Source organism: Glaciimonas sp. CA11.2, assembly GCF_034314045.1.
Classification (GTDB): domain Bacteria; phylum Pseudomonadota; class Gammaproteobacteria; order Burkholderiales; family Burkholderiaceae_D; genus Glaciimonas.
Genome location: NZ_JAVIWL010000001.1, coordinates 4,330,931 through 4,355,107, shown reverse-complemented (window position 1 = coordinate 4,355,107; position 24,177 = coordinate 4,330,931). Strand labels below are relative to the sequence as shown.

General features: G+C 49.6%; 20 protein-coding genes. 8 read left to right on the top strand and 12 right to left on the bottom strand.

All coding sequences use genetic code 11. The annotated features are described in order from the left end of the window. Positions 1-57: 57 nt before the first annotated feature. From RGU75_RS18915 to RGU75_RS18895, 5 genes are all read right to left on the bottom strand, one after another. Positions 58-384, bottom strand: coding sequence for a hypothetical protein (locus tag RGU75_RS18915; protein ID WP_322238605.1), 327 nt, complete (start codon positions 382-384; stop codon positions 58-60). Positions 385-647: 263 nt separating this feature from the next. Continuing rightward, on the bottom strand, positions 648-2,234 hold the full coding sequence (locus tag RGU75_RS18910) for a sensor domain-containing diguanylate cyclase (RefSeq protein WP_322238604.1): 1,587 nt from the start codon (positions 2,232-2,234) through the stop codon (positions 648-650). Between the two features lie 68 nt (positions 2,235-2,302). Next, positions 2,303-2,773, bottom strand: coding sequence for a GGDEF domain-containing protein (locus RGU75_RS18905; protein WP_322238603.1), 471 nt, complete (start codon positions 2,771-2,773; stop codon positions 2,303-2,305). Next, positions 2,746-3,729: a cache domain-containing protein gene (locus tag RGU75_RS18900; RefSeq protein WP_322238602.1), complete on the bottom strand. Its 984-nt coding sequence runs from the start codon at positions 3,727-3,729 to the stop codon at positions 2,746-2,748. The genes RGU75_RS18905 and RGU75_RS18900 overlap by 28 nt, the downstream gene beginning before the upstream one ends. A gap of 585 nt (positions 3,730-4,314) precedes the next feature. Next, a complete protein-coding gene (locus RGU75_RS18895) occupies positions 4,315-5,019 on the bottom strand; it encodes a GntR family transcriptional regulator (protein ID WP_322238601.1) in 705 nt (234 codons plus the stop codon). A gap of 230 nt (positions 5,020-5,249) precedes the next feature. Between RGU75_RS18895 and RGU75_RS18890 the strand changes: the two genes are divergently transcribed. The 3 genes from RGU75_RS18890 to RGU75_RS18880 all read left to right on the top strand — a co-directional run bounded on the left by RGU75_RS18890 (position 5,250) and on the right by RGU75_RS18880 (position 8,514). After that, the gene (locus RGU75_RS18890) at positions 5,250-6,044 is read left to right on the top strand and encodes an SDR family oxidoreductase (RefSeq protein WP_322238600.1); all 795 of its coding nucleotides are present in this window, start codon (positions 5,250-5,252) and stop codon (positions 6,042-6,044) included. A gap of 92 nt (positions 6,045-6,136) precedes the next feature. Further along, entirely contained in the window at positions 6,137-7,069 is a 933-nt protein-coding gene (locus tag RGU75_RS18885) for a 3-keto-5-aminohexanoate cleavage protein (RefSeq protein ID WP_322238599.1), read from the top strand. Positions 7,070-7,230: 161 nt separating this feature from the next. Next, positions 7,231-8,514, top strand: coding sequence for an MFS transporter (locus RGU75_RS18880; protein ID WP_322240661.1), 1,284 nt, complete (start codon positions 7,231-7,233; stop codon positions 8,512-8,514). 110 nt (positions 8,515-8,624) lie between these two features. Here RGU75_RS18880 and RGU75_RS18875 read toward each other — a convergent pair whose 3' ends face one another. The 4 genes from RGU75_RS18875 to RGU75_RS18860 all read right to left on the bottom strand — a co-directional run bounded on the left by RGU75_RS18875 (position 8,625) and on the right by RGU75_RS18860 (position 13,101). Next, a complete protein-coding gene (locus RGU75_RS18875) occupies positions 8,625-9,230 on the bottom strand; it encodes a thiamine pyrophosphate-dependent enzyme (protein WP_322238598.1) in 606 nt (201 codons plus the stop codon). A gap of 106 nt (positions 9,231-9,336) precedes the next feature. Continuing rightward, positions 9,337-9,867 (bottom strand): thiamine pyrophosphate-binding protein, encoded by a 531-nt coding sequence (locus RGU75_RS18870; protein WP_322238597.1) that lies wholly within the window; start codon positions 9,865-9,867, stop codon positions 9,337-9,339. Between the two features lie 35 nt (positions 9,868-9,902). Continuing rightward, entirely contained in the window at positions 9,903-11,297 is a 1,395-nt protein-coding gene (locus RGU75_RS18865) for an MFS transporter (protein ID WP_322238596.1), read from the bottom strand. A gap of 115 nt (positions 11,298-11,412) precedes the next feature. After that, positions 11,413-13,101 (bottom strand): choline dehydrogenase, encoded by a 1,689-nt coding sequence (locus RGU75_RS18860; protein WP_322238595.1) that lies wholly within the window; start codon positions 13,099-13,101, stop codon positions 11,413-11,415. 391 nt (positions 13,102-13,492) lie between these two features. Between RGU75_RS18860 and RGU75_RS18855 the strand changes: the two genes are divergently transcribed. Beyond that, the gene (locus tag RGU75_RS18855; protein ID WP_322238594.1) at positions 13,493-14,284 is read left to right on the top strand and encodes an IclR family transcriptional regulator; all 792 of its coding nucleotides are present in this window, start codon (positions 13,493-13,495) and stop codon (positions 14,282-14,284) included. A 246-nt stretch (positions 14,285-14,530) separates the two neighbouring features. Here RGU75_RS18855 and RGU75_RS18850 read toward each other — a convergent pair whose 3' ends face one another. Further along, positions 14,531-15,961: an MFS transporter gene (locus RGU75_RS18850; protein ID WP_322238593.1), complete on the bottom strand. Its 1,431-nt coding sequence runs from the start codon at positions 15,959-15,961 to the stop codon at positions 14,531-14,533. A 216-nt stretch (positions 15,962-16,177) separates the two neighbouring features. Beyond that, a complete protein-coding gene (locus RGU75_RS18845) occupies positions 16,178-17,350 on the bottom strand; it encodes a 4-hydroxybenzoate 3-monooxygenase (protein WP_322238592.1) in 1,173 nt (390 codons plus the stop codon). Between the two features lie 128 nt (positions 17,351-17,478). On the opposite strand from RGU75_RS18845, the gene RGU75_RS18840 reads away from it, so the two are divergent. Next, positions 17,479-18,372 carry a helix-turn-helix domain-containing protein gene (locus tag RGU75_RS18840; protein ID WP_322238591.1) on the top strand — a complete coding sequence of 298 codons (894 nt, stop codon included), beginning with the start codon at positions 17,479-17,481 and terminating at the stop codon, positions 18,370-18,372. A 327-nt stretch (positions 18,373-18,699) separates the two neighbouring features. After that, positions 18,700-19,221: a cytochrome b gene (locus RGU75_RS18835; RefSeq protein WP_322238590.1), complete on the top strand. Its 522-nt coding sequence runs from the start codon at positions 18,700-18,702 to the stop codon at positions 19,219-19,221. Between the two features lie 279 nt (positions 19,222-19,500). On the opposite strand, the gene RGU75_RS18830 is transcribed toward RGU75_RS18835, so the two are convergent. After that, a complete protein-coding gene (locus RGU75_RS18830) occupies positions 19,501-21,735 on the bottom strand; it encodes an NADP-dependent isocitrate dehydrogenase (protein WP_322238589.1) in 2,235 nt (744 codons plus the stop codon). Between the two features lie 358 nt (positions 21,736-22,093). Here RGU75_RS18830 and RGU75_RS18825 point away from each other — a divergent pair, with 358 nt between their 5' ends. Beyond that, the gene (locus tag RGU75_RS18825) at positions 22,094-22,798 is read left to right on the top strand and encodes a response regulator transcription factor (protein ID WP_322238588.1); all 705 of its coding nucleotides are present in this window, start codon (positions 22,094-22,096) and stop codon (positions 22,796-22,798) included. After that, on the top strand, positions 22,795-24,099 hold the full coding sequence (locus RGU75_RS18820) for an ATP-binding protein (protein WP_322238587.1): 1,305 nt from the start codon (positions 22,795-22,797) through the stop codon (positions 24,097-24,099). The genes RGU75_RS18825 and RGU75_RS18820 overlap by 4 nt, the downstream gene beginning before the upstream one ends. Positions 24,100-24,177: the final 78 nt, after the last annotated feature.

The following is a 24,177-nucleotide window of genomic DNA, read 5'->3' as shown; positions in this document are numbered from 1 at the left end:
AAAAACAATCGCTATGGGATTCAGGCGATTTGGCTTATTACGGAACTGAATTGGCGCTTAAGACGCTGCCTTTGCATCAGGCTCAGTCCAATTGATGGCGCTACGATCAAGCTGGTCAATTCGCAATTCAGCTATGCTCCCCAACATCTGCGACGACGTTAAAGTAAACCGCAATAAAGTTTCGGTGTCTGCAATATTCAATACCGGCGTCGTATCGCTGTCTCTGTCCATCGTACTAAAATGCGCCAAATCGATGGATAGTTGAATGCCGTGGCAGACATCTTTGGTCAGGGCATAAAATTCTGCGGCTTCTTGATTTTGGTGGTGGTCGGGCGACCATGAAAATCCCTGATGGAGAGATTTTGGTGCTGTTCGTTTGCTCATGATTGCGCTACCGGTTCGATCAGGATGGTGCGGCGTTTGATGATGGTAAGACGATACCGGACAGGTAAGATGGTTTTTAGCATAGGTCAAGCCTTTTTTGGTTACGCCGCGTCCCACTGCTAAGTAGGGTGGGCGGCAAATAGCAGGGTTAGCAGACTGGTCAAAAAAAGTAAAACCCAGCAAGCCCTAAGGCTTCCTCGCCACCGCCGCCCATTAACTGAGTTGACGTTATCAGGCTGTAACGTGCAAGTTGTGCAGAAGCTTTACACTTCGTCGACTAATGTTGCTTTGTCGATGTTTGTATTGAAGCAAACACGATTGCGTCCGTCGGCCTTGGCGTTATACAGCGCCTTATCCGCAGCTTGCACCAATTCCAAAGGCAGTTGCTCATTCCTGAAAGGAACGTAAGCCTCTACGCCAGCACTAATCGTCACCACGCCAAACGGGCTGCCAGAATGTTCGATGGCCAGACGGTGAACGTGGTAGCGAATATTTTCAGCAATCGTCATCGCGCCGCGTAAGTCGGTATCAGGCAGTAAAATCGCCAGCTCTTCTCCGCCGTAGCGTACCGCAAGATCTCCCGGCCGATTTTGATTAGACTTCACAATTTGACTGATTGTCCGCAGGCATTCATCGCCTTCGGTATGCCCGTACATATCATTATATTGCTTGAAATAATCGGCATCGATCATAATCAAAGCCAATGAACGACCATTGCGCATGGCACGTTTAAATTCCTTCTCTAGCGCTATGTCGAAGTGACGCCGATTCGAAAGACCGGTCAGACTATCTTGTAAAGATAGTTGTTCAAGCGTTTTGTTCAGTGTCAGTAACGCATCTCTGGCTTGCACAATTTCTGCCTCCGCATGCACACGTCGTTGGATTTGCCTCACCAGATGAAACCCAAATACTACAAGCACGAGCAGCAGCAGCGCCACGCCAGCGGAATGCAGATAAGTGTCTGAGAGCCAAACGGCAAGAATTTCCTCTTCCGACAACGCTGCAACCACAAATAATGGGTAATGCTCGACGTGCCGGAAGCTATGTATGCGTTTAACGCCGTCTTGGGAGGATACAATCGAAATGGTCCCAAATTTGCTCCTGGATACATAGTTAACAAATACAGTGCTATTCGCTATATTTTTTCCAATAGAATCATACAATAGCGGCCGACGAGTGAGCATCATGCCTGCGTCTAACGCCAGCACAATCGCGCCGCGTTTGCCGATTTCGAAGTGATCGTAGAATTTATTAAAATAATCCATATTGATGGTGGCCAATGCAACTCCGGCAAAGCTGCCGTCCGGGTGATTGATTCGGCGAGATACCGTCAATATCCAGGCACCATTGGACCGGCTTTGAATCGGCAGACCGATGAACGGCGCCGAATCCAAATGTTTGCGGTGATAAATAAAATAGTTTCTATCTGCATTGTTGACGTTTGCGGGCATCGAAGCCATAGAGTTGACGAGCCAATTTCCCTTTTCGTCATACACAAATAAGCCATTTAACTGATCCAATTCGCCCACTCGCTGCACCAACAGGCGGTGCAAACGTTCGAGCGCAGCAGGACTTGTACCGTCGGTCTGAACGCGTTCTACCAGCCCGACTAGCGCAGTGTCCGCCTCTTTGATCGTGTCGTCTGCATGCTGCGCTATGGCCGTTGCCATATTGGTGGTGGCAACTTTTGCTTCCTGCAATTGCACACGGCGGGCGCTCCAACTTTGCCAGCCATCGATTGCTACCAGAGAAAGGCAAACAAACACCACAAAAACCGCCGCTAACCACGTAATCGGCAGACGATTGATGAATACGCGTTGCAGCGTAGGTTTATCGATTGGATTGACCATTAGTTCTTTGTTACAAAATAATAAAGATGAAATACGCAGGGTCCGGCTAGATAGTTATTGGGTTATGTTCACCATGCGATACAAACCCTACGCTCGCCTAAAGTCTTGGCCTTGTGCATTGCATCATCGGCATATTTCAACAGTGTCGGCCCGTCCCTTCCCGTAACAGGATATCCGGCAATACCGATGCTAGCCGATATCGTGGCTGTGATGCGTCCTAATTGATATGGTTCGGAAAGGATATCGAACAATTGATTAGCAAAAATAGTGGCGCTTGGCACATCGGAGTGAATTAAAACGATGGCAAAGTGATCGCGATCAAGTCGGGCAGCCATATCAGGAGCCCGGAGAGAGTTTTTGATCCGCATGGATATATGACGTAAAAGAACATCCGCATCCTCACTTTCCTCGCTAACCGTATCCGGTTCTGCGTCGGCAACCTCTATGTCAATATATAAGACGGCGAGTGTCGTCTTATAACGTCGGCAGAGTGCTAATTGCTGATTCAATGCTATATCAAATAGTGCGCGATTAGGCATACCCGTACTGCCGTCATGATGCGCGTCGTATCCGACCTGGAAGAGCTTGGTTGAGGCATCAAGCAACGCTTTGCGCAGTTTATTTGCCTCCGCAAATGCAGTGTTGGAATGGTAAACGGTTTATTCGCGCTTAATGCAATAACGGGCTGTATGAGTGCATTGACAGAATTGGCAACCCGTTCCCCCAAAAACCACGCTAGCACAAGTCCTAATGACAGGACGATGACCGTCGTAATAATCAGTAAGAGTAGTGCATGGTGAAGGCCTTCAGTGAGCTCGACTAACGGTATCGACAAGGCGACTGCCCATTGGCTTGTAGAGGAACGACTGTATACCGTCATAGCAGGAACGCCTTCGAGGGTAGTGGTAACGAAACGGCCTTTATTCGCGCTGATGAGACGTTGCCACAACTCTGGCGTCACCATATTGCCGATAAATTTTTGCAGGTTTTGGGTGCGCCCTACGACATTTCCATTGCTGTCGATGATCGCAGCGATCCAACTACCGGGCAGCTTTTGATCTGCCATTAAATTTAAGAGTTGTGAGGGCGCTACTGAGGCATTCAGTGAATAAAGAATTGATCCATTACGCTTGACCGGGACTGCGATAGAAAAAACAAGTCGCCCTGAGAGCGGCCCCACGAAAAGGCCAGAAACGCTTGGTTTACCTGTTTCAAATATATTTTTAAGTAAAGGCACATCCGTTAATTTGGGAAGAATCGGTCCAAATGGAAGATTAGTGGAGAGGAGCAGCTGGCCGTCGGATGCTAACACTGCGATACTTTCAACGGGAAGCATCGGTAACTCTTCCAACGCTCTGGCATAAAAAGTCTTAAAGTCGCCATCCGCCAGACGCGGGGAACTGTTAAGAAGTTGAAGAGCCGACTGCGTACTGGCGAATTCTCTATCTACAGCAGCAATGATCGCATCAGCGTTGCTGGCAGCGTGACGCGTCAAATTTTCTCGTTCATGCGTGTAAAAATTGACAATCAAAAAAAAGGCTACGGCTGCAATTGGTAAAATGCAACCGAGAACCAGCGCCGTTTGATTAATGTGTATACCGGAAACCTTGAAGTATTTAAAAAAATGACTTTTTCTTACTTTTTTCCCATTGCCGATCATCGCTTTTGTATAGCCTTGTAGTTTTCTTTGTAGCTATAGTCTACCCTTCAATCGCTCTTTAATATTGCCTAATAACAAGAAATTTTTATAAAGAAACATTTCTTTCTTGCATAATATGAATATTTGATATGAATTTTTCTGAACCGTACTTAGCCCTCTTTATCGAACTTTCTATAAACACCCTCTTTCAAAAGTTTTGCATGTAAAGTTTTAACATGAAATTAGGGTTAGGCTGGGCGCACCGCGGCCAAATTTCTATCCAGGTGGTAAGGAGGAATGTCCGTTGTGCGAAGCTATTCTCCGCCAGATTTACGAACGCAAACCGGAAACGACCTGATAGCTTATTTACCGATTTTATAATTGATGTTTGACCTTATCGCCTGTAGATGGAGTCATCCGATTTTTCGGGGTTTCAGCCTATTAAGTAGGGGCGTCCGCGATCACCAGCACACCGGCAGAAACGATAAATTCAGCTGCGCTTTCTATATCCCCTTGCAGTGCGGCTCTTGCCGCGATGCCGTCGCGGCGTTCCAGAGCATCGATCAGACCAAGATGATGGCTGACCGCCACTTGCTCTACCACACGGCGTGAGCCGGAATGCAAATCGTAGTTCAAAATGGGACCAACGCGTACCCACAACGTCTCAATGAGTTGCATCAACATAGGCATACATGCGCCTTGGTAAATCGCGAAGTGTAATTCCTTGTTCAGGCGGACCAGCACGGAGCTGTCTGGCTCCGTAAGTGCCATTTCGTTGGCAAAGCGCTGGTGTAACTCCGAGATTTTTCGCACGGCAGAGGACTGAAGCGCATAAGTAGCCTGTTCTGTTGCTAAACCTTCCAGATTGATTCGAATCTGTGTGATTTCACGGAACTGACTAACGGTCATAGTCGGCACACGAAGTGTCCGATTTAACGTCAGCACCAACGCTTGTTCAGCAACCAGACGCTGCATAGCTTCGCGTACCGGCATGACACTGACGCCTAGCGCTGCGGCAACAGTGCGTAACGAGAGTTGCTCTCCAGGCATCATTCGCCCACTCATTAGAAGTTCTTTGAGCTGGTTGTAGACCTCCACACTCATGGTCTGGCGTTTCAGTGGAATTACAAGTTCAGATATTGTCATGGCAAAAGTATACACCGCACAACCCAGTCAAATTGTTGAGCCTTGGCACAATAAATTGACTGGTTTGAAAAAAATGTTGACAGAGGATCGGCCAATGGCTACATTTTGCCATGTGTGATCACAGATCACAATACAAATAAAGCAATCGCCTTAGCGCCTTTGAAGAACACGCGTTACAGGCAAAAACGGTAACAGTTGAAATTGAAAACAACGTAATTAGGAGACCAATAATGGGTGTATTGCAATTATTAACACCGCGACCAGGATTGCGGGTTCTTATCACAGGTGGGGCTTCTGGCATTGGACTAGAGATTGCAAAAGCCTTTGTTGAAGCTGGTGCGCGGGTGCATGTTTGTGATGTCGATGCCAATGCCATTGCAGCATTAAAAACGTTAAAGACATTAGTTATCACAGGCAGTTGCGCCGACGTCTCCGATGCGGCCGCGGTTGAACGCGTATTCGATGATGTGCGTAGCAAGCTTGGGGGACTTGACGTGCTGATCAACAATGCCGGAATCGCAGGGCCAACGGGTGGTATCGATGAGATCCCGATTGCCGATTGGGAAAAGACCGTTGCGGTCAATTTGAACAGCCATTTCTACTTCATGCGGCACGCGGTGCCAATGCTGCGTAGCGCACCAGACGGCGGCTCCATTGTATTTATTTCATCCGTTGCGGGTCGCCTTGGCTATGCCTATCGTACTCCCTACTCATCGACCAAATGGGCTTTGGTGGGGCTGGCGAAGAGCCTTGCGATTGAACTGGGGCCGGACAACATTCGCGTTAACGCGATACAACCGGGCATCGTAAAAGGGCCGCGTATGGAGCGCGTGATCAGGGCCAGGGCCGAACAAGTCGGCGTTAGTTACGAATCGATGGAGGCGAGTTATCTGGACAAAATATCGCTTAAGAGGATGGTCACGCAGGAAGAAATTGCAGCGAGTGTGCTGTTTTTATGTTCTCCCGCAGGTAGCGCCCTATCCGGCCAAGCTATTTCGGTGTGCCGAAACGTCGAGACGCTTTAATCGGCACATCACGATCGTCATTACAAATAGCCATTACGCATCATCGCAGTCATTCGTGAAAATAATTAATCTACATTTTATTGGGAGACAACATGTCCGCAACACGTAAAGTCATCATCACTTGCGCCCCAACCGGCGCGATACATACACCAACGATGTCACCATTTTTGCCAGTCACACCGCAACAAATTGCGGATGCAGCGCTGGCTGCCGCACGGGAAGGTGCCGCAATAATACATTTACATGCACGCGATCCGGAAAACGGTAAGCCGACCCAAGATCCGGCAGTCTTTGAAAAGTTTTTGCCACAGATCAAAGCAGAAACCGATGCCGTGATCAATCTGACTACCGGCGGCAGTCCGCACATGACGGTGGAGGAACGCTTGCAACCGGCTTTGCGCTTCCAACCCGAAGTGGCGTCGCTGAATATGGGATCAATGAATTTCGGCTTGTATCCGATGCTTGATCGGTTTAAGGAATTCAAGCATCCATGGGAACGTGAACATTTAGAAAAAAGTCGTGATCTGGTATTCAAGAACACCTTCGCCGATATCGAATATGTGCTGACCTCGTGCGGTGCAAACGGAACACGATTTGAACACGAGTGCTACGACATTTCTCATCTGTATAACCTGGCGCATTTCGCCGATCGCGGTTTGGCTAAAGCGCCCTTCTTTGTACAAAGCGTATTCGGTTTACTCGGTGGCATTGGCGCGCATCCTGAAGATCTCGCCCACATGAAACGTACAGCAGATCGGTTGTTTGGAAACGACTACGTATGGTCGATTCTTGGTGCGGGTCGTAACCAGATCCCATTAGCCACCATCGGCTTGGCGCAAGGATCAAACGTCCGCGTCGGGCTTGAGGATTCGCTATGGATCGGTCCGGGACAATTAGCCGAATCAAGCGCCGCGCAGGTGCGCAAGATACGGCAGGTGATTGAAGGCCTGTCGCTAGAAGTGGCAACACCACAAGAAGCTCGCGCTATGCTGGCATTAAAAGGACAAGATAACGTGGCATTTTAAACGTTTATTTACGCCAGCCTTCATCCCGCTATTTTTTGTGATGGGATGTAATTGTATGCGGTCGATAAGAAGCAACAAAGCTCGCGACCGTTTTAAACTATTTTGAGAGTTAAGAGGAGACCCATTTCATGGCAATTAATGCAAATGCAGAATTGCAGACTATGTTGCATTCAACACAAAGTACGCTGGACCGAACGGTGTTTCGTAAGCTGATGCCGTTGTTGGTGATAGCGTACGTGATCAGTTTTCTGGATCGAACCAACATTGCTCTTGCCAAGCACGCAATCGGGATTGATCTGGGTATCTCGGCGGCGGCGTATGGCCTGGGTGCCGGGTTATTTTTTCTGACGTATGCCTTGTTTGAAATTCCTAGCAATCTGATGATGCATAAGGTTGGCGCGCGGTTCTGGATCACGCGGATTATGATTACCTGGGGAATCCTGTCCTGTAGCATGGCCTTCATACAGGGAGAAACGTCGTTCTATGTCATGCGATTGCTGCTTGGCGCTGCGGAAGCAGGACTTTTCCCCGGTGTGATGTTGTATCTGACGTATTGGTTTCGCCGTGAAGAGCGGGTACGCGCTACCGGCTATTTTTTACTCGGTGTCTGTATCGCCAATATTCTTAGCGGTCCGGTTGGCGGCGCATTACTCCAGTTGGACACGCTGTTTGGCTGGCACGGCTGGCAATGGCTGTTTATGCTGGAAGGATTGCCTGCGGTCGTCCTGGCATTTGTCGTATGGAAGAAATTGCCGGATGGCCCTTCATCCGCGAGTTGGCTAACGCCGCAAGAGGCGCAGACGATTGAGTCACGTCTGGCTGCTGAGCGCGCCGAGCAAATGCAATCCGGACAAGTCGGGCATTCGTTCAAACAATGCCTTGCCGATAAACAAATCTGGCTTGCGATTTTGGTTTATTTTTGCCATCAGATTACTATATATACCGTGATCTTTTTCCTGCCAAGTATTATCGCAACGTACGCCAAATTGACGCCTTTGCAAATTGGCTTGTTAAACTCGGTACCGTGGCTTGCCGCCGCGGCTGGCGCAGCCATCTTGCCACGCTACGCAAACACGCCCCAACGCTGCCGCAAAATACTGTTTAACGGCTTGATCATCATGTCGGTCGGTTTGCTACTGGCCGCCTTGTCTGGGCCGCTTGTTGGAATGATCGGTTTCTGCCTGACAGCGTCTATGTTTTTTGTAGTGCAGTCGATTATCTTTATTTATCCATCGTCCCGTCTTGCCGGACCGGCATTAGCTGGCGGTCTGGCTTTGGTCAATACGTGCGGGTTGATCGGCGGCTTTATCGGTCCGTCGGTGATGGGAATCATTGAGCAGACTACCGGCAAAGTGACCAACGGTTTGCTAATCATGGCCGGAATTCTAGTGCTGGCTGCGCTGTTCAGTACGCGGCTACGACAGGGGCAGGAGAAGAGTAACTAAGAGAAAAGGAAAAATCCACCCGTTCGGTTAAAACATAATGAAAACAGGCAACGGGTGGATTAGCGGTGAATTACATGTCCCTATGTTGACGTATTGCGAGGTATCAAACGTTATACCTCGGCTTCTACACCGAGATGCGCCCTGATTCGCCTGATCTCGTCGCCCATGCGGGTAAAGCGCGCATCAGTCATCTCGATCGACGGATTGTCGATACCAAGGGCCGGTTTATCGTAACCCACTACAAGTTCAACAAACGCGGGCGCGACACCGTTCAGGACCGCATTGATTCCTTCTTTTAACGCTGTCACTGAGGTAAAGCGATACGTTGAACGATAACCGGCTGACTTTGCTAGACCGGTAAAATCGGCGCTGCCGTGTCCTGGTGTTACCAAATTGCCTAATCCTGCAAATTGGACACCGTTATTCACCAAAAAATGAAAATAATTAGGCGGTGCCGCCTGAGCGACCGATACCAGACTGCCAAGCTCCATCAACAGACTGGCATCGCCGTCTAGCACGAATACCTTTTTCTCCGGACGCGCCAACGCCAATCCTAGTCCAATCGAAGCCGCGCCACCCATCAACGGTACGCAGGCCATCGTCAGCGGCGATATCGGTAATTTATCGAGCGCATTCATCGCGCCCATCGTACACACCACAATTGCGTCACCACGCACTTCGGCGAGAACTTCGCAAGCTTCTAATGTCATCATCATATGCATTCCCTCTTGGTACATCGTTAACAGTTTTTTCTTGTTGCGCGGGTTTCGGAACTAACGAGACAAAGGACCATTAGATCCTTTATTGCCTGTTACCGGTCCGCTACCAGCCTACAAAGTGACCGACCAACAAAGCGGCAGGTCCTTTACGCTCGCGCGAAGCACACCATGCTTTCTCGATGTTGTCGCTGTCTTGCGGTCCTTCCAAACGCCAGTGGGGAATGTCGAGCGTGTCGAGTAGCGGCTCCATCATGCGCACCATGCGACGTTTGGACTGCAACGGATCTTGACCCAAATTAGAAAACTCTCGTCCAAATTGCCCGATAACGAAAAAAAGTGGCACTCCAGAGTCCAGTCCCAACGCGCGCACACTATTAATCCCAGCATAGAACCCCTGGTTTTGTATCAGCACGGCAGAATTCGCCCCACCGGCATACAATCCAGCCGCAGTTTCAATGGCCTGATCTTCGGTGGTGCAATTCACCACTTTGATACCATGTACTGGATTGTCCAGGGATTGGTGCAATGCGATTTGCAACATATCAGGTACGGTCGTAATGAAATCAATACCGCATCGTTTGAACGCGCTAATGAAGGTAGATGCGGGGACTGAATATTGTGAATGCTCTGTCATTTTATTTTCCTCATTGAGGTTGTCAGACCTACTTATTAAGCGGTGGAAGTTACTGCTTGGGAAGTCTTCTGAATTTCGCCGTAGTGTTCGACGCCTGCTGCACGCGCAGCAACAGCACGACGCCGAATAGCATAAGCACAAATAGAAGACACAACGCTGGTACCCAAGACGTAGCTGCAAATGAGCCACGGTTTGCCCCCGTTCATGGTCAATAATATGGTCGCCACAATTGGAGTAACACCACCAGCAATCACGCTAGAGAATTGATACACGAATGAAATGCCGGTATAGCGCACACGTGCATCGAAAAGCTCGCACAGAAAGACGGCAACAGTGCCGTAGACCGCAGCATAGATAATGCCAAACGGTACCGCGATCGCGGCCCATATCAACGTGGTATTACCACCGGCATGCGACATAATCCAAAATGCAGGGAAGCAACTCAGGCCAGTAAGAATCGAGGCCCAGGTGTATAAGGCGGGACGACCGACTTTGTCGGATAAACGCCCAAAAATAGGGATAAAAACGGTCAGCACCGCTGCGCCAATCATCACACCTATCAACGCATCGGTACGTGTCATCCCGATGGTTTTAGTGAGGTAGCTGATGGAGAAAACGCTGAAAATATTAAAGAAAACACCGTCAATATGGCGCGCACCCAACCCTAACAAAATATTGCCTGGGAAGCGCTTGATCATATCGGTGAAGGGTATCTTGGCTTCACCACGATTTTGCTTTAATTGCGCAAACTCAGGCGTTTCCATGACCTTCAGGCGTATCCATAATCCAAACAAAACCAAGCCAAACGACAACACGAATCCAAGACGCCAACCCCATGCCATGAACTGTTCTTCAGTCAGGAGGGCCGATAGTCCCGCCACGAAACCGGCAGAAATCAGTACACCCAGCGACAATCCGATCTGAGGCAGACTGGTATAAAAACCGCGGCGATTCGACGGCGCATATTCATATGCCATCAAGACGGCACCACCCCATTCTCCACCCAGCCCGATTCCTTGAATAATACGAAAAAACAAGAGTAATGCAGGTGCCCAATAACCGATTTGGTTGTAAGTCGGAATAAGCCCGATAGCAACCGTGGAGACGCCCATAATCATGAGTGTGATCACCAGCATACTCTTGCGCCCCACTTTATCGCCGAAGTGGCCAAAGATAACGCCACCCAAGGGGCGCGCCATAAAGCCTACCGCAAAAGTGGCATACGCCAGCATCGTGGAAGTTGCCGGGTCGCCAGTCGGAAAATACAACTTGTTCAACACAATACTGGCGACGACGCCGTACAGGAAAAAATCATACCACTCTATCGTTGCCCCAATGATGCTGGCCATTGCAACCCGCCGAAGGGTTTTTTTATCTGTTACCTTATTACCTGGATTGGTAACGTTTGTTATATTGCGGTCTGCTGCCATGATGTCTCACTCCAAAAACGTTAGTTCTTATGGTGATGCGGAGAATATTTTTTCCCCGCCTGCTTTTTTCTCCGATTAATTCGGATGTTTTGTAAAACTGAAAAACTCAAAAACGTTAAACCAGTGCTGTCGCAGATATGGTTGCGGGTGCTCCTTGTTCGCTTGCAGTGTCTATCTTCAGCGTTGCCTCGTAGCTTCGCGAGGCAGCGTCCTCCAGAATCATGTCAGCGGCTTTTTCAGCGATCATCACAGTCGGTATGTTGGTATTGCCAGAAATGAGCGTCGGCATGATTGCACAATCGACAACCCGAAGTCCTGACATACCATGAACCCGAAGTCGCGCATCGACCACCGCCATCGGGTCGGAAGATGGCCCCATCCTGGCGGTTCCTGACGGGTGAAAAATGGTGGTTGCGTGTTGTCGACAAAAAGCCAGAATTTCTTCGTCGCTTTGTATATCGGGGGTTGGTCGATACGAGCGTTTCATGTATTGCTTCATCGGCGCGGTATTCGCCACGCGTTGCGCAAACTTGACCCCTGCAATCGTAGTGCGACGATCCAACTCGGTCGCCAGATAGTTGGGTTGGATCGACGGTGCAGTAAATGGATCACGCGACTGGATATTGACATGTCCGCGCGACTCCGGACGTAGCTGACAAACGGAATACGTACAGCCGGAAAAAGCGTGAACATTCCCTGCCGCATGTTCAGCCGACACGGTCGCAAAGTGAAACTGCGTATCTGGTGTTGCGTTTTCGTCCGGTAATGCACGACAAAACATGCCGGCCATATTGATACCTAGCGCCAAAGGGCCAGTCCGTGCGGTCAACCACTGCAAACCCATCCTGGCTTTTCCCCATATTGAATTGAGCGCGTCGTTGGTGGTAATTTTTTCACTCACCTCGTACATCAGTCGCACCTGAAGATGGTCTTGCAGGTTTGCACCAACCCCTGGTGAGTCACGCACGACAGGAATATCAAATTTTTGTAGCAAGGCTGCCGGTCCGACGCCCGATAATTGGAGCAGTTGAGGAGATTGCAACGCGCCGGCGCACAAAAGCACCTCGCGCGCGGCACGGACTTCCTGCGCTTGCCCACCTTTTCGGTAGGCCACGCCGATCGCCCGTGTACCTTGAAACTGAATCAGTGTGGCCTGCGCATCGGTTTCAATATGCAGATTGTTATTTTTGCGTGCGGGATTCAGGTAAGCAACCGCGGTCGAACAGCGTAAGCCATTACGGGTGGTCAACTGAAAATACCCCACACCTTCCTGTTCGCCGGTATTGAAATCGGCCACCACTGGCACGCCGTTCTGTTTTGATGCAGCAATAAAAGCATCAACCAGTTTATTATTGCCCGGAATAGTGGTTGCCCATATTGGGCCATCACCGCCGCGGGTCGCTGATTCGCCCTGATCGTTGTGTTCGAGCCGCTTAAAGTATGGCAGACAGTCGTCCCAACTCCAGCCGGTGTTGCCCAACGCGGCCCAATGGTCGTAATCGCGTTTTTGACCGCGCACATAGACCAATCCATTAATAGAGCTTGAGCCGCCTAAGGTACGACCGCGCGGCCAATAAATCTTACGATCATTGAGGTTTGGTTCTGGTTCGGTGTAGAACCCCCAGTTATAGGTTTTGTGGAACATTGTCTTGGCATAACCGATAGGAAGGTGTATCCAGCCATACCGGTCACGAGGACCCGCCTCTAATAAGCAAACGGTATATTTGCCGTTAGCACTCAAGCGATTTGCTAAAACGCACCCGGCCGAACCTGCACCAACAATCACATAATCATATGTTTGCATACTACGTGTCCTTTTCCTTGAACCGGCCAATCCCTCGAACTACAACAATGGATGAGCGGCGGTGAGTAACCGTTGAGAGCATTGCTCCATGCGCCTTTAGTCATTGCACTTGGCTGATTAATGCACCCTATTGTTCTTCTGATCAAACGCCCTATTTTCGGCTATCCTCAATACTTCTTAAGCGCTTAGCATCGTCAATTACCCGATATAGTGGACGATTGAATAAACTTAAATTCCGAGGTATAAACTTTAAAGTGTGTTGTATGCAGCAGTCATGTAATTACGTCCTGTCACCATCAATACAAGCAAGATCTGATGCTCTCAACTTATTTTTTATCAAGTCGGGCTTAATGAGACGATAAATCGCTTTTTTGACTCAAAACCGTGGACCATGGACGATATAAAAACAAAAAATGCTTTGGAGATACAGCATCTTGAAGCCCGCGTGATGCGGGTAATCACTGTGCTGGAAAGGGTAGCTGCCGCAACCCAACCGATCACTGCGTCGCAACTGGCAACCCGGCTAAATATCCCAAAGGCTACGTTGGCACGTCTGTTGGAAACCTTGATCGCCAACAATTACCTACTAATTCTTCCGGGTGAACACGGCTATGTGCTGGGACCTCGCGCCACCCAGTTGGCTTTAGCAACGTTGGGCAACAACGGTTTTAGACGTACGTGTCGCGCAATATTGCGTTCGCTGGTCCAATCAATCGGAGAAACCTGCAATCTGACCGTGCTGGAGGGGGACCGGGTTGTTTATATTGATCGGGTCGAAACCCAGGAACCGCTGAGATTGCATATCGAGCCAGGTGCACGGCTTCCGCTACATTGCACTGCGGGTGGAAAACTGCTGTTGGCCCATATGAGTCGACTAGAAAGGAAAGAGATACTTAACCAACTGCCTTTGCCGCGCATGACACCGCGGACTTTGACAGATAGGAAAGCGCTCGAAGAAGAACTCGACAGATTGGCCCAGCAAGGGATTGGTTTAGATAACGAGGAATTTGTACGCGGCATGGTCGGCATTGCTGTGCCGGTGTTATCCGAAACAGGGAAAGTCGCCGCCGCACTGGTTTGTCACTCTGCAACCGCGCGTGCCAGTTTGACTGATTTGATGGCGTTCTTGCCGCAAATGAAGGATGCCGCACGAAAGTTACGCGGACTTTTTGAAACCGTCTAAGGCGCGTTAGAAATAAGGATTAAGAATTAGCCTTATTGGGAACGCTCAGACATGTACCTCAACTGTTGCTGAACACATATAAGAAAAAAATTCGTTTTAAAGCTGCTGAAATGAGATTCGCAGCTTAGTCAGCGCGCTTCCCGTGATGTGGAAATACACGGGAGAGCGCTGAGATAAAAGCATGACAGACGCCGGCTTCAATATTATAAAAATAAGGTGCAATGAACGGATCACCTTAATTTAATATCATCGAACGCTTTTCCCTTGCGCGGTTTGCTTGACCAGCAAAGCCGCCGCTGCGATCAATCCGGCAAATGCCAGAACCGTGAATATCCCACTGAAGCCAAACTGGCGACGGGTTAATTCGGCGACCAAAAACGAGCCTGCAATTCCGCCAAAACGACCTAAGCCTAGCATCCAGGCGACGCCAGTGGCACGCCCTTGCGTAGGATAGAAAGCAGCCGCCAATGCGGGCATCGACGATTGTGCGGTGTTCATTAATGTTCCTCCTACAAATACGACGAGCATCAAAGCGCCGACATTGCCGGCAACCTGCCCGATTGCATAGATGCACACCGCAGTGAGCGTATAGCACACGGCGATGACGCGATTGGCATTAAAACGGTCCATCAACCAACCGCACAGTATTGCACCTACACCGCCCAAGGGAAACAAGGCAGATACGAGCGCCGCGGTCTTAGGTGTCAAACCGGCATCCTTCAGCAATAACGGCATCCAGTTAATCAGTGCATAGAAGATCACTAGGCCCATGAAGTAGGTCAACCACAGCATGACCGAACCTGTAATGTATGTGCGTGAAAGCACCACACTGACTCCACTTTTCGCCTTGTCTGTCGTCGTTTTTTCGGTCATTACGAATGATCGGGCATCAGCCACTGTGGCCGATATACGGCTAAGCGCGGCGCGTATACGCTGCGCTGGCTGCCCCTTCGCCACCATGTAGCGTACTGATTCTGGCAGAAACCGCAGCATCAATACCGCCAACAGTAATGGCGCTATACCACCGGTCAACAACACACTACGCCAGCCCCATTGAGGAATCATCCACGCCGCCAGGAAACCGCCACATGCAGCACCCAAAGGAAAACCGCAAAACATAGCGTTGGTAAGCGTCGAGCGTCGTTGATCAGGGCAGTATTCACTCATCAATGTGACGGCACTTGGCATCGCCGCACCAAGACCAAGGCCGGTTACGAAGCGCAAGGCCGTTAGTTGTGCCAGATTTGGGGCGAACGAAGACCATGTACACGCCACGCCGAACAATAGTACTGAGATACTCAGCACCAGTTTGCGTCCCATTCGATCTGCCATCGGACCGGCAATCAATGCACCAGCCGCTAAGCCGAATAACGCTGCACTGAGTACCGGTGCAAGCTCGGGTCTCGTCATGCCCCACTCCTTAAGAAGCGATGGTGCGATGAAACCAATCGCAGCTGTGTCAAAGCCATCCAATAAAACGACGACAAAACACAATGCAAAAATTAACCACTGAAATGGCGAAAATGGGTGATTATTAAGAAAGTCCTGGACATTGACGGTCTGCGCGGGATTGCTAGATTCTGGGCTAGATGCCGGACCAGATGCTGGGCGCACTACAGTGCTCGACTGCGTGTTTGACGCAGCACCCTTATCGTCGAGATTGTTGCTTTGGTTCATTGAAATGTCTCCTATTATTATTAAATATTGGCATTAAAATGCCTATTGTCAGTACAAATTCAGTACAAATAATGCCACAACCACTTACCTATGTTTTTTGTAAAAATAATTAAAATCTCCCATCGGGATGATGGTGATTTATGCGCATCTTTTGCTATTCTCGTGCTTATCCTTTTTAACCTTTGCTGACTAAGCCGCCGTCATCGTAGTTGGCGTTCAGACGAACGGCAATCCAACATAATTTTCAGCTAAAACCGTCGATGCAGCGCGTGAACTAATGACGTACTCCAGCTCTGCGCGCTGTAACTCTTTCTGAAATGGCGATGCGTCCTCAAATCGATGCAACAAGCTGGTCATCCACCAGGAAAAATGTTCTGCGCGCCAGATCCGCTTGAGTGCTGTTTCAGTGTAAGTGTCCAACTGGTCTTGCTGCCCCTTTTTATAAAACTCATCCAGCGCAATCGACAGCAGACGAACGTCGGCCACCGCCAGATTCATACCTTTAGCGCCAGTGGGCGGGACGATGTGCGCGGCGTCACCTGCGAGGAAAAGCCGGCCATGTTGCATCGGCGTCGATACGAAGCTACGCATGCCAATGATATTTTTCTGAAAAATTTTGCCTTCTTTTAATTTCCAGCCGTCACGATTTTCTAACCGTGTATGAAGTTCGGACCAAATGCGGTCGTCAGACCAATTGGCTACCTCATCTTTTGGATCACATTGAAAATAATGTCGCTGTACCATCGGCGAACGCGTGCTGACCAGCGCAAACCCGCGGTCATGCTGTGCATAAATTAGCTCATCCGAAGACTGAGCCGACTCCACCAGAATGCCGAACCAACCGAATGGATAGATGCGTTGATAGTCGCGACGTGAAATGTCTGGAATAGTTGCACGGGCGATACCGTGAAAACCATCACAACCGATCACGAAATCGGCTTTTAATTGCTGTGGCTCGCCACCATGCTTGAACCGAACCGAGGGTTGCTCGCTGTCAATAGCATGGAGGCTAACATCACTCACTTCGAACAGCAGTTGAGCATCTGCGGCAACACGGACTGCAACCAGATCCTTGATGACCTCGTGCTGGGCATAGACGGTAATGGCACGACCGGTGAGTTCACTCAAGTCGATGCGGTGACGCTTTCCGCCAAAAGCAAGTTCAATGCCGTGATGCAGCGCACCTTCGCTACGCATCCGTACACCGACGCCAGCCTCATTTAGTATGTCCATTGTGCCTTGCTCCAACACCCCTGCACGAATGGTTGATTCGATATCGGCACGCGTACGGGATTCCAGCACCACCGATTCAATGCCCCTCAAATGCAATAAATGTGACAGCAATAGTCCGGCAGGACCGGCACCGATAATCGCTACCTGTGTGTTCATCTGTGATCTCCAATTTTTGTACTATTCTTTTGATTACTTTGATCGTAGTCGATGGATCGCCAATAAAAAATGGATCAAACCATCAATTTCTTGTACTATTTTGACAAACACATCACACGGAAAGCGTCATGAGAACGCCCGAAATCCCCCAGTTCACCCTATATGGCGAAGTCACACCGATCAATCCCGCTGAGTTCCTACATATCGAATTAATCGAGACGCGGAGCCGCCTATACGATTGGCACATTGCCAGTCACACGCATAGTGGACTGTTTCAGGTGCTGTTTTTGTTAGGTGGTCAGGTTCGGGCTCAGATCGACAGCGCTACGTGGAATTGCGTGGGCCCGACGGCAATCACCATTCATCCCTCCGTGGTCCACGGTTTTGAATTTTCGCAAGAGGCGCACGGCTTTGTCCTAACGATTGACCAAAGCGTCCTGTTTGGCGCGCAGGCTGGGATGCAGGATGACATTTTTTCCGTGCTGTTTTTGGAACCGTTGGCAATTGACCTGGCCAGCGCGCCAGAAGTGCGACAACGCATTGAGTCGTTACTCGGATATTTAATGACGGAATTTTCAAGCCCGTTAGATGGTCATGCGTTGATGCTGGATTGGCTGGCACGGAGCGTTTTATTGCTGTTACTGCGCCAACACACCGATCATCGCAGCGCCAATCTGACCGGACGTGCCAGCTTCGAGACGTTTAGTCGCTTTCGGGCACTGGTCGAAGCGCATTATTATGAACAATGGAGCGTGGCCCAGTATGCAAATCAGCTGCATATTGCTGAAATTCGCCTGAACCGTTTATGCCTTAAGTTAGGCGGAAAATCAGCCTTCGACATGACGCAGCAGCGTCTGATGCTGGAAGCCCGACGCAAGTTAACCTACGTCCCCGCCAGTATATCCAGTATCGCTTATGAGCTTGGTTTTCAGGATCCCGCCTATTTTAGTCGTGCGTTTAAGCGAGAAACAGGAATGACGCCCAAACAATTCAGGCAAGAAAGCGCGCCGCCAGCGCAGTGATCTGATCAACTCCGACGGGTGCACTATGCTTGTCCTAAGTTTTGCTACTCATACTTAGTAGATGTGTCTTGGTGACCGCGCAACCAAACCAAAAGCTACCGGAATAGGCTCTACAATGCGTGTACGGTGTATCTAATATAAAAAATGTAAAAGTCTCTATTGCTTTTGGATAGTAAAAATCTGACAATCTGCGACCGGCCAGGCAAAGAAAAATCCGCGAATATTTTGTAGATATTTTCCGCATATACATTGCTGAATTTATTGACGCACATTTAATAAAATCGACGTAACACCATTTAGGAGGTCATTGTGATTCAAAAACCATTAATGAAGAGGTCATCATATGATGGCGTTGCCCGCACGTTGCATTGGCTAACGGTATTTTTGATCTCGGTACAATTTGTCATTGGATGGTTGATGGACGATGTAGGTCGAGATACTAAGGTTGAAGGCGGTATCTGGTGGCATCTCTTTGTTGGTGGCGCTCTGATATTAACTATTTTTATTCGGGTTGTATGGCGGGTAACACATTCACCACCACCAGATAGATCGTCGCTCTGGCTCCGCCGCGTAGCAAGCGCAACGCATTTTCTTTTGTACGCCGCGTTGATCGTCACACCGCTTTTGGGCTGGGCAAATGCATCATCCCGTGGTTGGGTTGTGCGGGTTTTCAATATTATTCCATTACCTGCACTAACCGCCAAAGGATCATCTTTCGGACATGATATGGGCGATGTCCATGGCGTGATGGCGTGGGTTCTTTTTGCGCTGATTATTCTTCACGTTTCGGCAGCATTGTTTCATCGCTTTGTATTGAAAGATGACGTGATGAGTAGAATGTTGAAGTGAAAATGAGTGACTATTAACGCCATACTTTCCAGGCCTTGACGATTGGGAGATTTTGCCAGGACGGAGCGCAAGATGTGCGGGTGTAAATAATTCTGTGTCTGCTTTGCTGCACATAAAAATTTCAGACGCTCTTCAAATTGAAGAGTAAACGTGGTCGTAATCAGTTATGGATCGACATAGTCCACTTTTTTGCTGTTACGTCACCGTACGTAAATAAAGGCAGATCCACACCCGTCAAGGTGCAGATCTGCCTTTATTTTAATTTACTTCACTTTACTTTCAGATTTGCGCGTTCTTCAAAGCGGCATTGAAAGTCGCACTAGGCCGCATGATCGCCTTGACCTTCTCCAGATCAACCAGAAAGTAACCGCCGATATCGACCGGTTTACCTTGTACCGCCTTGAACTCTGCGGAGATCTTTTCTTGGTTATCGGCCAGAGTTTTAGCCAAAGGCGCAAAGTGCGCTTGCAACTGCGCATCTTCGGTCTGCTCAGCCAATGCTTGTGCCCAGTACATGGCCAAATAGAATTGACTGCCGCGGTTGTCCAGTTCACCGGTACGTGGTGATGGTGATTTGTTGTTGTCGAGAAGTTTGCCGGTGGCGTCATCGAGCGTTTTAGCCAGAATCTTTGCCTTGTTGTTGCCCGTTTTGATGCCGACATCTTCCAATGACACAGCCAACGCCAGGAACTCGCCTAATGAGTCCCAACGCAGATGGTTTTCTTCGACCAATTGCTTGACGTGCTTTGGAGCCGAGCCGCCCGCACCGGTTTCAAACATGCCGCCGCCGGCCATCAATGGCACGATCGATAGCATTTTGGCACTGGTCCCCAGTTCCATAATAGGAAACAAATCAGTCAGATAATCACGCAAAATATTACCGGTCACCGAGATGGTATCTTTGCCGCGGATCACGCGCTCCAAGGTGTAACGCATTGCCCGAACTTGCGACATGATCTGGATATCGAGACCCGACAGATTGTATTCTTTGAGGTAAGTTTTGACCTTTTTGATCAATTCTGCTTCGTGCGGACGGTATTCATCAAGCCAGAAAACCGCTGGCATGCCGGATAAACGAGCACGATTGACGGCCAGCTTTACCCAGTCGCGGATCGGCTCATCCTTGACCTGACACATACGCCAGATATCGCCCTCTTCCACGTTTTGCTCTAACAATACGTTACCGTCAAAGTCGACAATACGCGCCACGCCATCGCCGGGCACTTCAAAAGTTTTGTCATGCGACCCGTACTCTTCGGCCTTTTGCGCCATCAGGCCGACGTTTGGCACAGTTCCCATCGTAGTTGGATCGAAGGCACCGTTGGTTTTGCAGAAGTTAATCATTTCCTGATAGATACGGGCGAACGTACTTTCCGGAATCACTGCTTTGGTATCTTTAGGGCGGCCATCCGCGCCCCACATTTTGCCGCCGAGACGGATCATGGCAGGCATTGAGGCATCTACGATCACGTCGTTCGGTGCATGCAGATTGGAGATACCCTTGGCTGAATCGACCATCGCCAGTTCTGGACGGTGTTCATGACAAGCGTGCAAATCATGAATAACTTCATCGCGCTTGGATTCTGGCAAGGTCGCGATCTTGTCATAGACGCTGCTCAGACCATTGTTGGCATTGACGCCGAGTTCTTCAAATAACTTACCGTGCTTGGCAAAAGCGTCTTTGTAGAAGATCTTTACTGCATGGCCAAAAACAATCGGATGCGACACTTTCATCATCGTTGCCTTGACGTGCAACGAGAGCATCACGCCAGTTACGCGGGCGTCTTCCATTTGTTCTTCGTAAAACTTGCAAAGCGCCTTCTTGCTCATGAACATACTGTCGATAATCTCGCCGTTGAGTAGCGACACCTTATTCTTCAATACAATGACTTTGCCATCTTTCGTGACTAGTTCCATCTTGACGTCGCAAGCTTTGTCCAGCGTCAGACATTTTTCGCTAGCGTAGAAATCGCCACCATGCATGTGGGAAACATGCGTGCGCGATGCCGGACTCCATTTAGACATGGAATGCGGGTTCTTACGTGCATAGCGCTTGACCGCTGCAGGAGCACGACGGTCAGAGTTCCCTTCGCGCAATACTGGATTGACCGCGCTGCCCAAGGCCTTGGAATAACGCTTCAAAATTGCTTTCTCTACATCGGTCTTCGGGTCTTCAGGGAAATCCGGAATGGCAAATCCACGTGTCTGCAATTCACGAATAGCAGCAATAAGCTGGGGAACCGAAGCACTGATATTTGGTAGCTTGATGATATTAGTATCGGGTTCTTGGGTCAGGCGGCCTAATTCAGCCAGATTGTCGGGTACTTGTTGGCCTTCAGCCAGGCAGTCAGAGAACTCAGCAAGAATCCGCGCTGAAACCGACACATCGCTCTTGACGATGGTGATATCGGCTGGTGCAGTAAACGTTCTGATGATTGGCAGGAAGGAACAAGTTGCCAGGCGCGGCGCTTCGTCAGTTAGCGTGTAGATGATGGTCGATTTACCTGCAGTCACGGTGATCCTCTTGTCGTTGTATGTTTGTTGATGTATTGGTGTGCTGCCTTTTCGGATTGGTGCTTCCTGTTACCGATCCTTAGGGCGCTAAACTAATGTGGAGTTTAATTTATTGGAAGCAGCGTTTCATATAGTGAAATCCCATATCATCGCAATAGACGAAGTTTACTCGCACTTCGGTTTTAGCGCTTAACAAAAAAGCCCCAAATAGCTACTTTGCAGTATTTTTTTACACTTAAGGCAAAAAAATACCTTAAGGGGGACTTAATTATTTGCCGTTAAACTGTCGGAAACATTGATTTTTAGGTCTACTTGTTACGTTGATGAGTACCGCTTAATATAGAAAAGGATATATCCCATGCGTCTGTTATTGGTCGAAGATGATCTAATGGTCGGCGAGGCCGTGCGCAAGGGGTTACGGCTGGACGGTTTTGCTGTGGACTGGGTGCAGGACGGCAAAGCAGCCGAAGTCGCGGTCGCCCAGGAAGACTATGAATTATTACTCCTTGATCTTGGCTTGCCGAAAAAAAATGGTCTGGACGTACTGAAATCGTTACGCGCGCGCGGGAGCCAGATTCCCGTGCTCATCCTCACTGCCCGCGATGCGATAGCTGATCGGGTTGCTGGCCTGGATGCTGGTGCAGACGATTATTTAATTAAGCCATTCGACCTTGAAGAACTGGCGGCACGCATACGCGCCTTGTTACGAAGACAATCGGGACGTGCCGACCCGGTGATTGAGGTTGGGCAATTAACGTTAAATCCGGCCACCCATGAAGTACGACTAGAAGGTTGCGAAATCAATTTGTCCGCGCGTGAATTTGCACTGTTACGGGCGTTTTTGGATCGACCCGGCGCAGTGCTGTCACGCGCGCAACTAGAGGAAAAGCTGTATGGCTGGGATGACAGCATCGAAAGCAACGCGGTAGAAGTGTATATCCACGCCTTGCGTAAAAAGTTAGGCAGTGATTTTATCAAGAACGTGCGTGGCGTCGGCTATATGGTGGCCAAAACGGTGGCAAAAGTGGTACCCGATGCGGTGCCCGATGGGGTGCCCAAATGAGGTCCATTCGCAGTAATCTGCTTTTATGGTTAGCGGTCGGATTGACGGCAGCTATTTTGCTGGCCGGAGTTGGGTTGTATTTCCAGGCGCGTAGCGAAGCCAATGAGTTATTCGACTATCAAATGAAGCAGATCGTGGCGTCGTTGCCGCGCCAGGCTTTTTCGCCGATTGACTCCGACCATGACACCGTGCCGGATCTGAGCGACGATATCATGATTCAGATTTGGGACAACACGGGCGTTGTCATCTATCACTCGCATACGCGCTCCAGATTGCCGTTACAAGCAGAACTTGGCTTTGCCGATATTCTGCAAAATAATGCTATCTGGCGTGTTTATAGCGCCCAAATTGGCAATACCGTCGTGCAAGTGGCGCAGCCGCAGAGGGCGCGACAGATAATCGCAGCGCAAATGGCAATCAAGACCGTGTCTCCTTTGCTGCTACTTATTCCATTGATGGGACTATTGATCTGGTTGGTGATTGGGCGTGGTCTGGCACCGATTAAGCGCGCCGCAGCTGAAGTCCAGACACGAGATTTTCATTCGCTGGCGGCGATTGAGGATGGTGGCTTGCCACAAGAGATTCAACCATTGACGCAGGCGCTCAATGATTTGCTGGCACGATTGGGCGGAGCAATCAACGCGCAACGTGCGTTTGTGGCTGACGCGGCGCATGAATTGCGTACGCCACTTACCGCATTACGATTACAGGTGCAACTTGCCGAGCGTGCGACCACCGATGATGATCGGCAAGCGTCTTTTTCTGACCTCAAACGCGGTTTGGAACGGGCTACGCATTTATTGAATCAGTTGCTGACCCTGGCACGTCAGGAACCGGGCGCTTTTCAGCAAGCGGTGATCGAAAGTGATCTGACGGCATTGATGCAGTCGGTGGTGGGTGACTTCTCTACCTCGGCAGTTGCCCGCAATATTGATCTGGGAATTACCACTGCGACACAGGCGAATATTGTCGGCAACGTCGATGCCTTGCGCGTACTTTTCAACAATCTGATCGATAACGCGTTATGTCACACGCCGGAACATGGCGTTATCGACGTATCTATCACCACTGGCGTTGGTGAGGTAATCGTAACGGTGCGTGACAGCGGGCCGGGAATACCTGAAGCGGATCTTCCTCGTGTATTCGATCGTTTCTATCGGGCGTCCAGCGCTCAGAGACAATTTCACGGCAGCGGCTTGGGCTTGGCAATCGTCAAGCAAATTGCTGATGCGCATCACGCGACAGTTAGCCTTCGCAATGACAAAAATGGCTTGTCTGCGAGCGTACGGTTTGCTGTATGAGGTAATAAATTTTGAAGGAGCCTTTGCAAAAATCTTTGAAAGACAAACGTTGAAATAACCAAAGTTGTCGTTACAAGT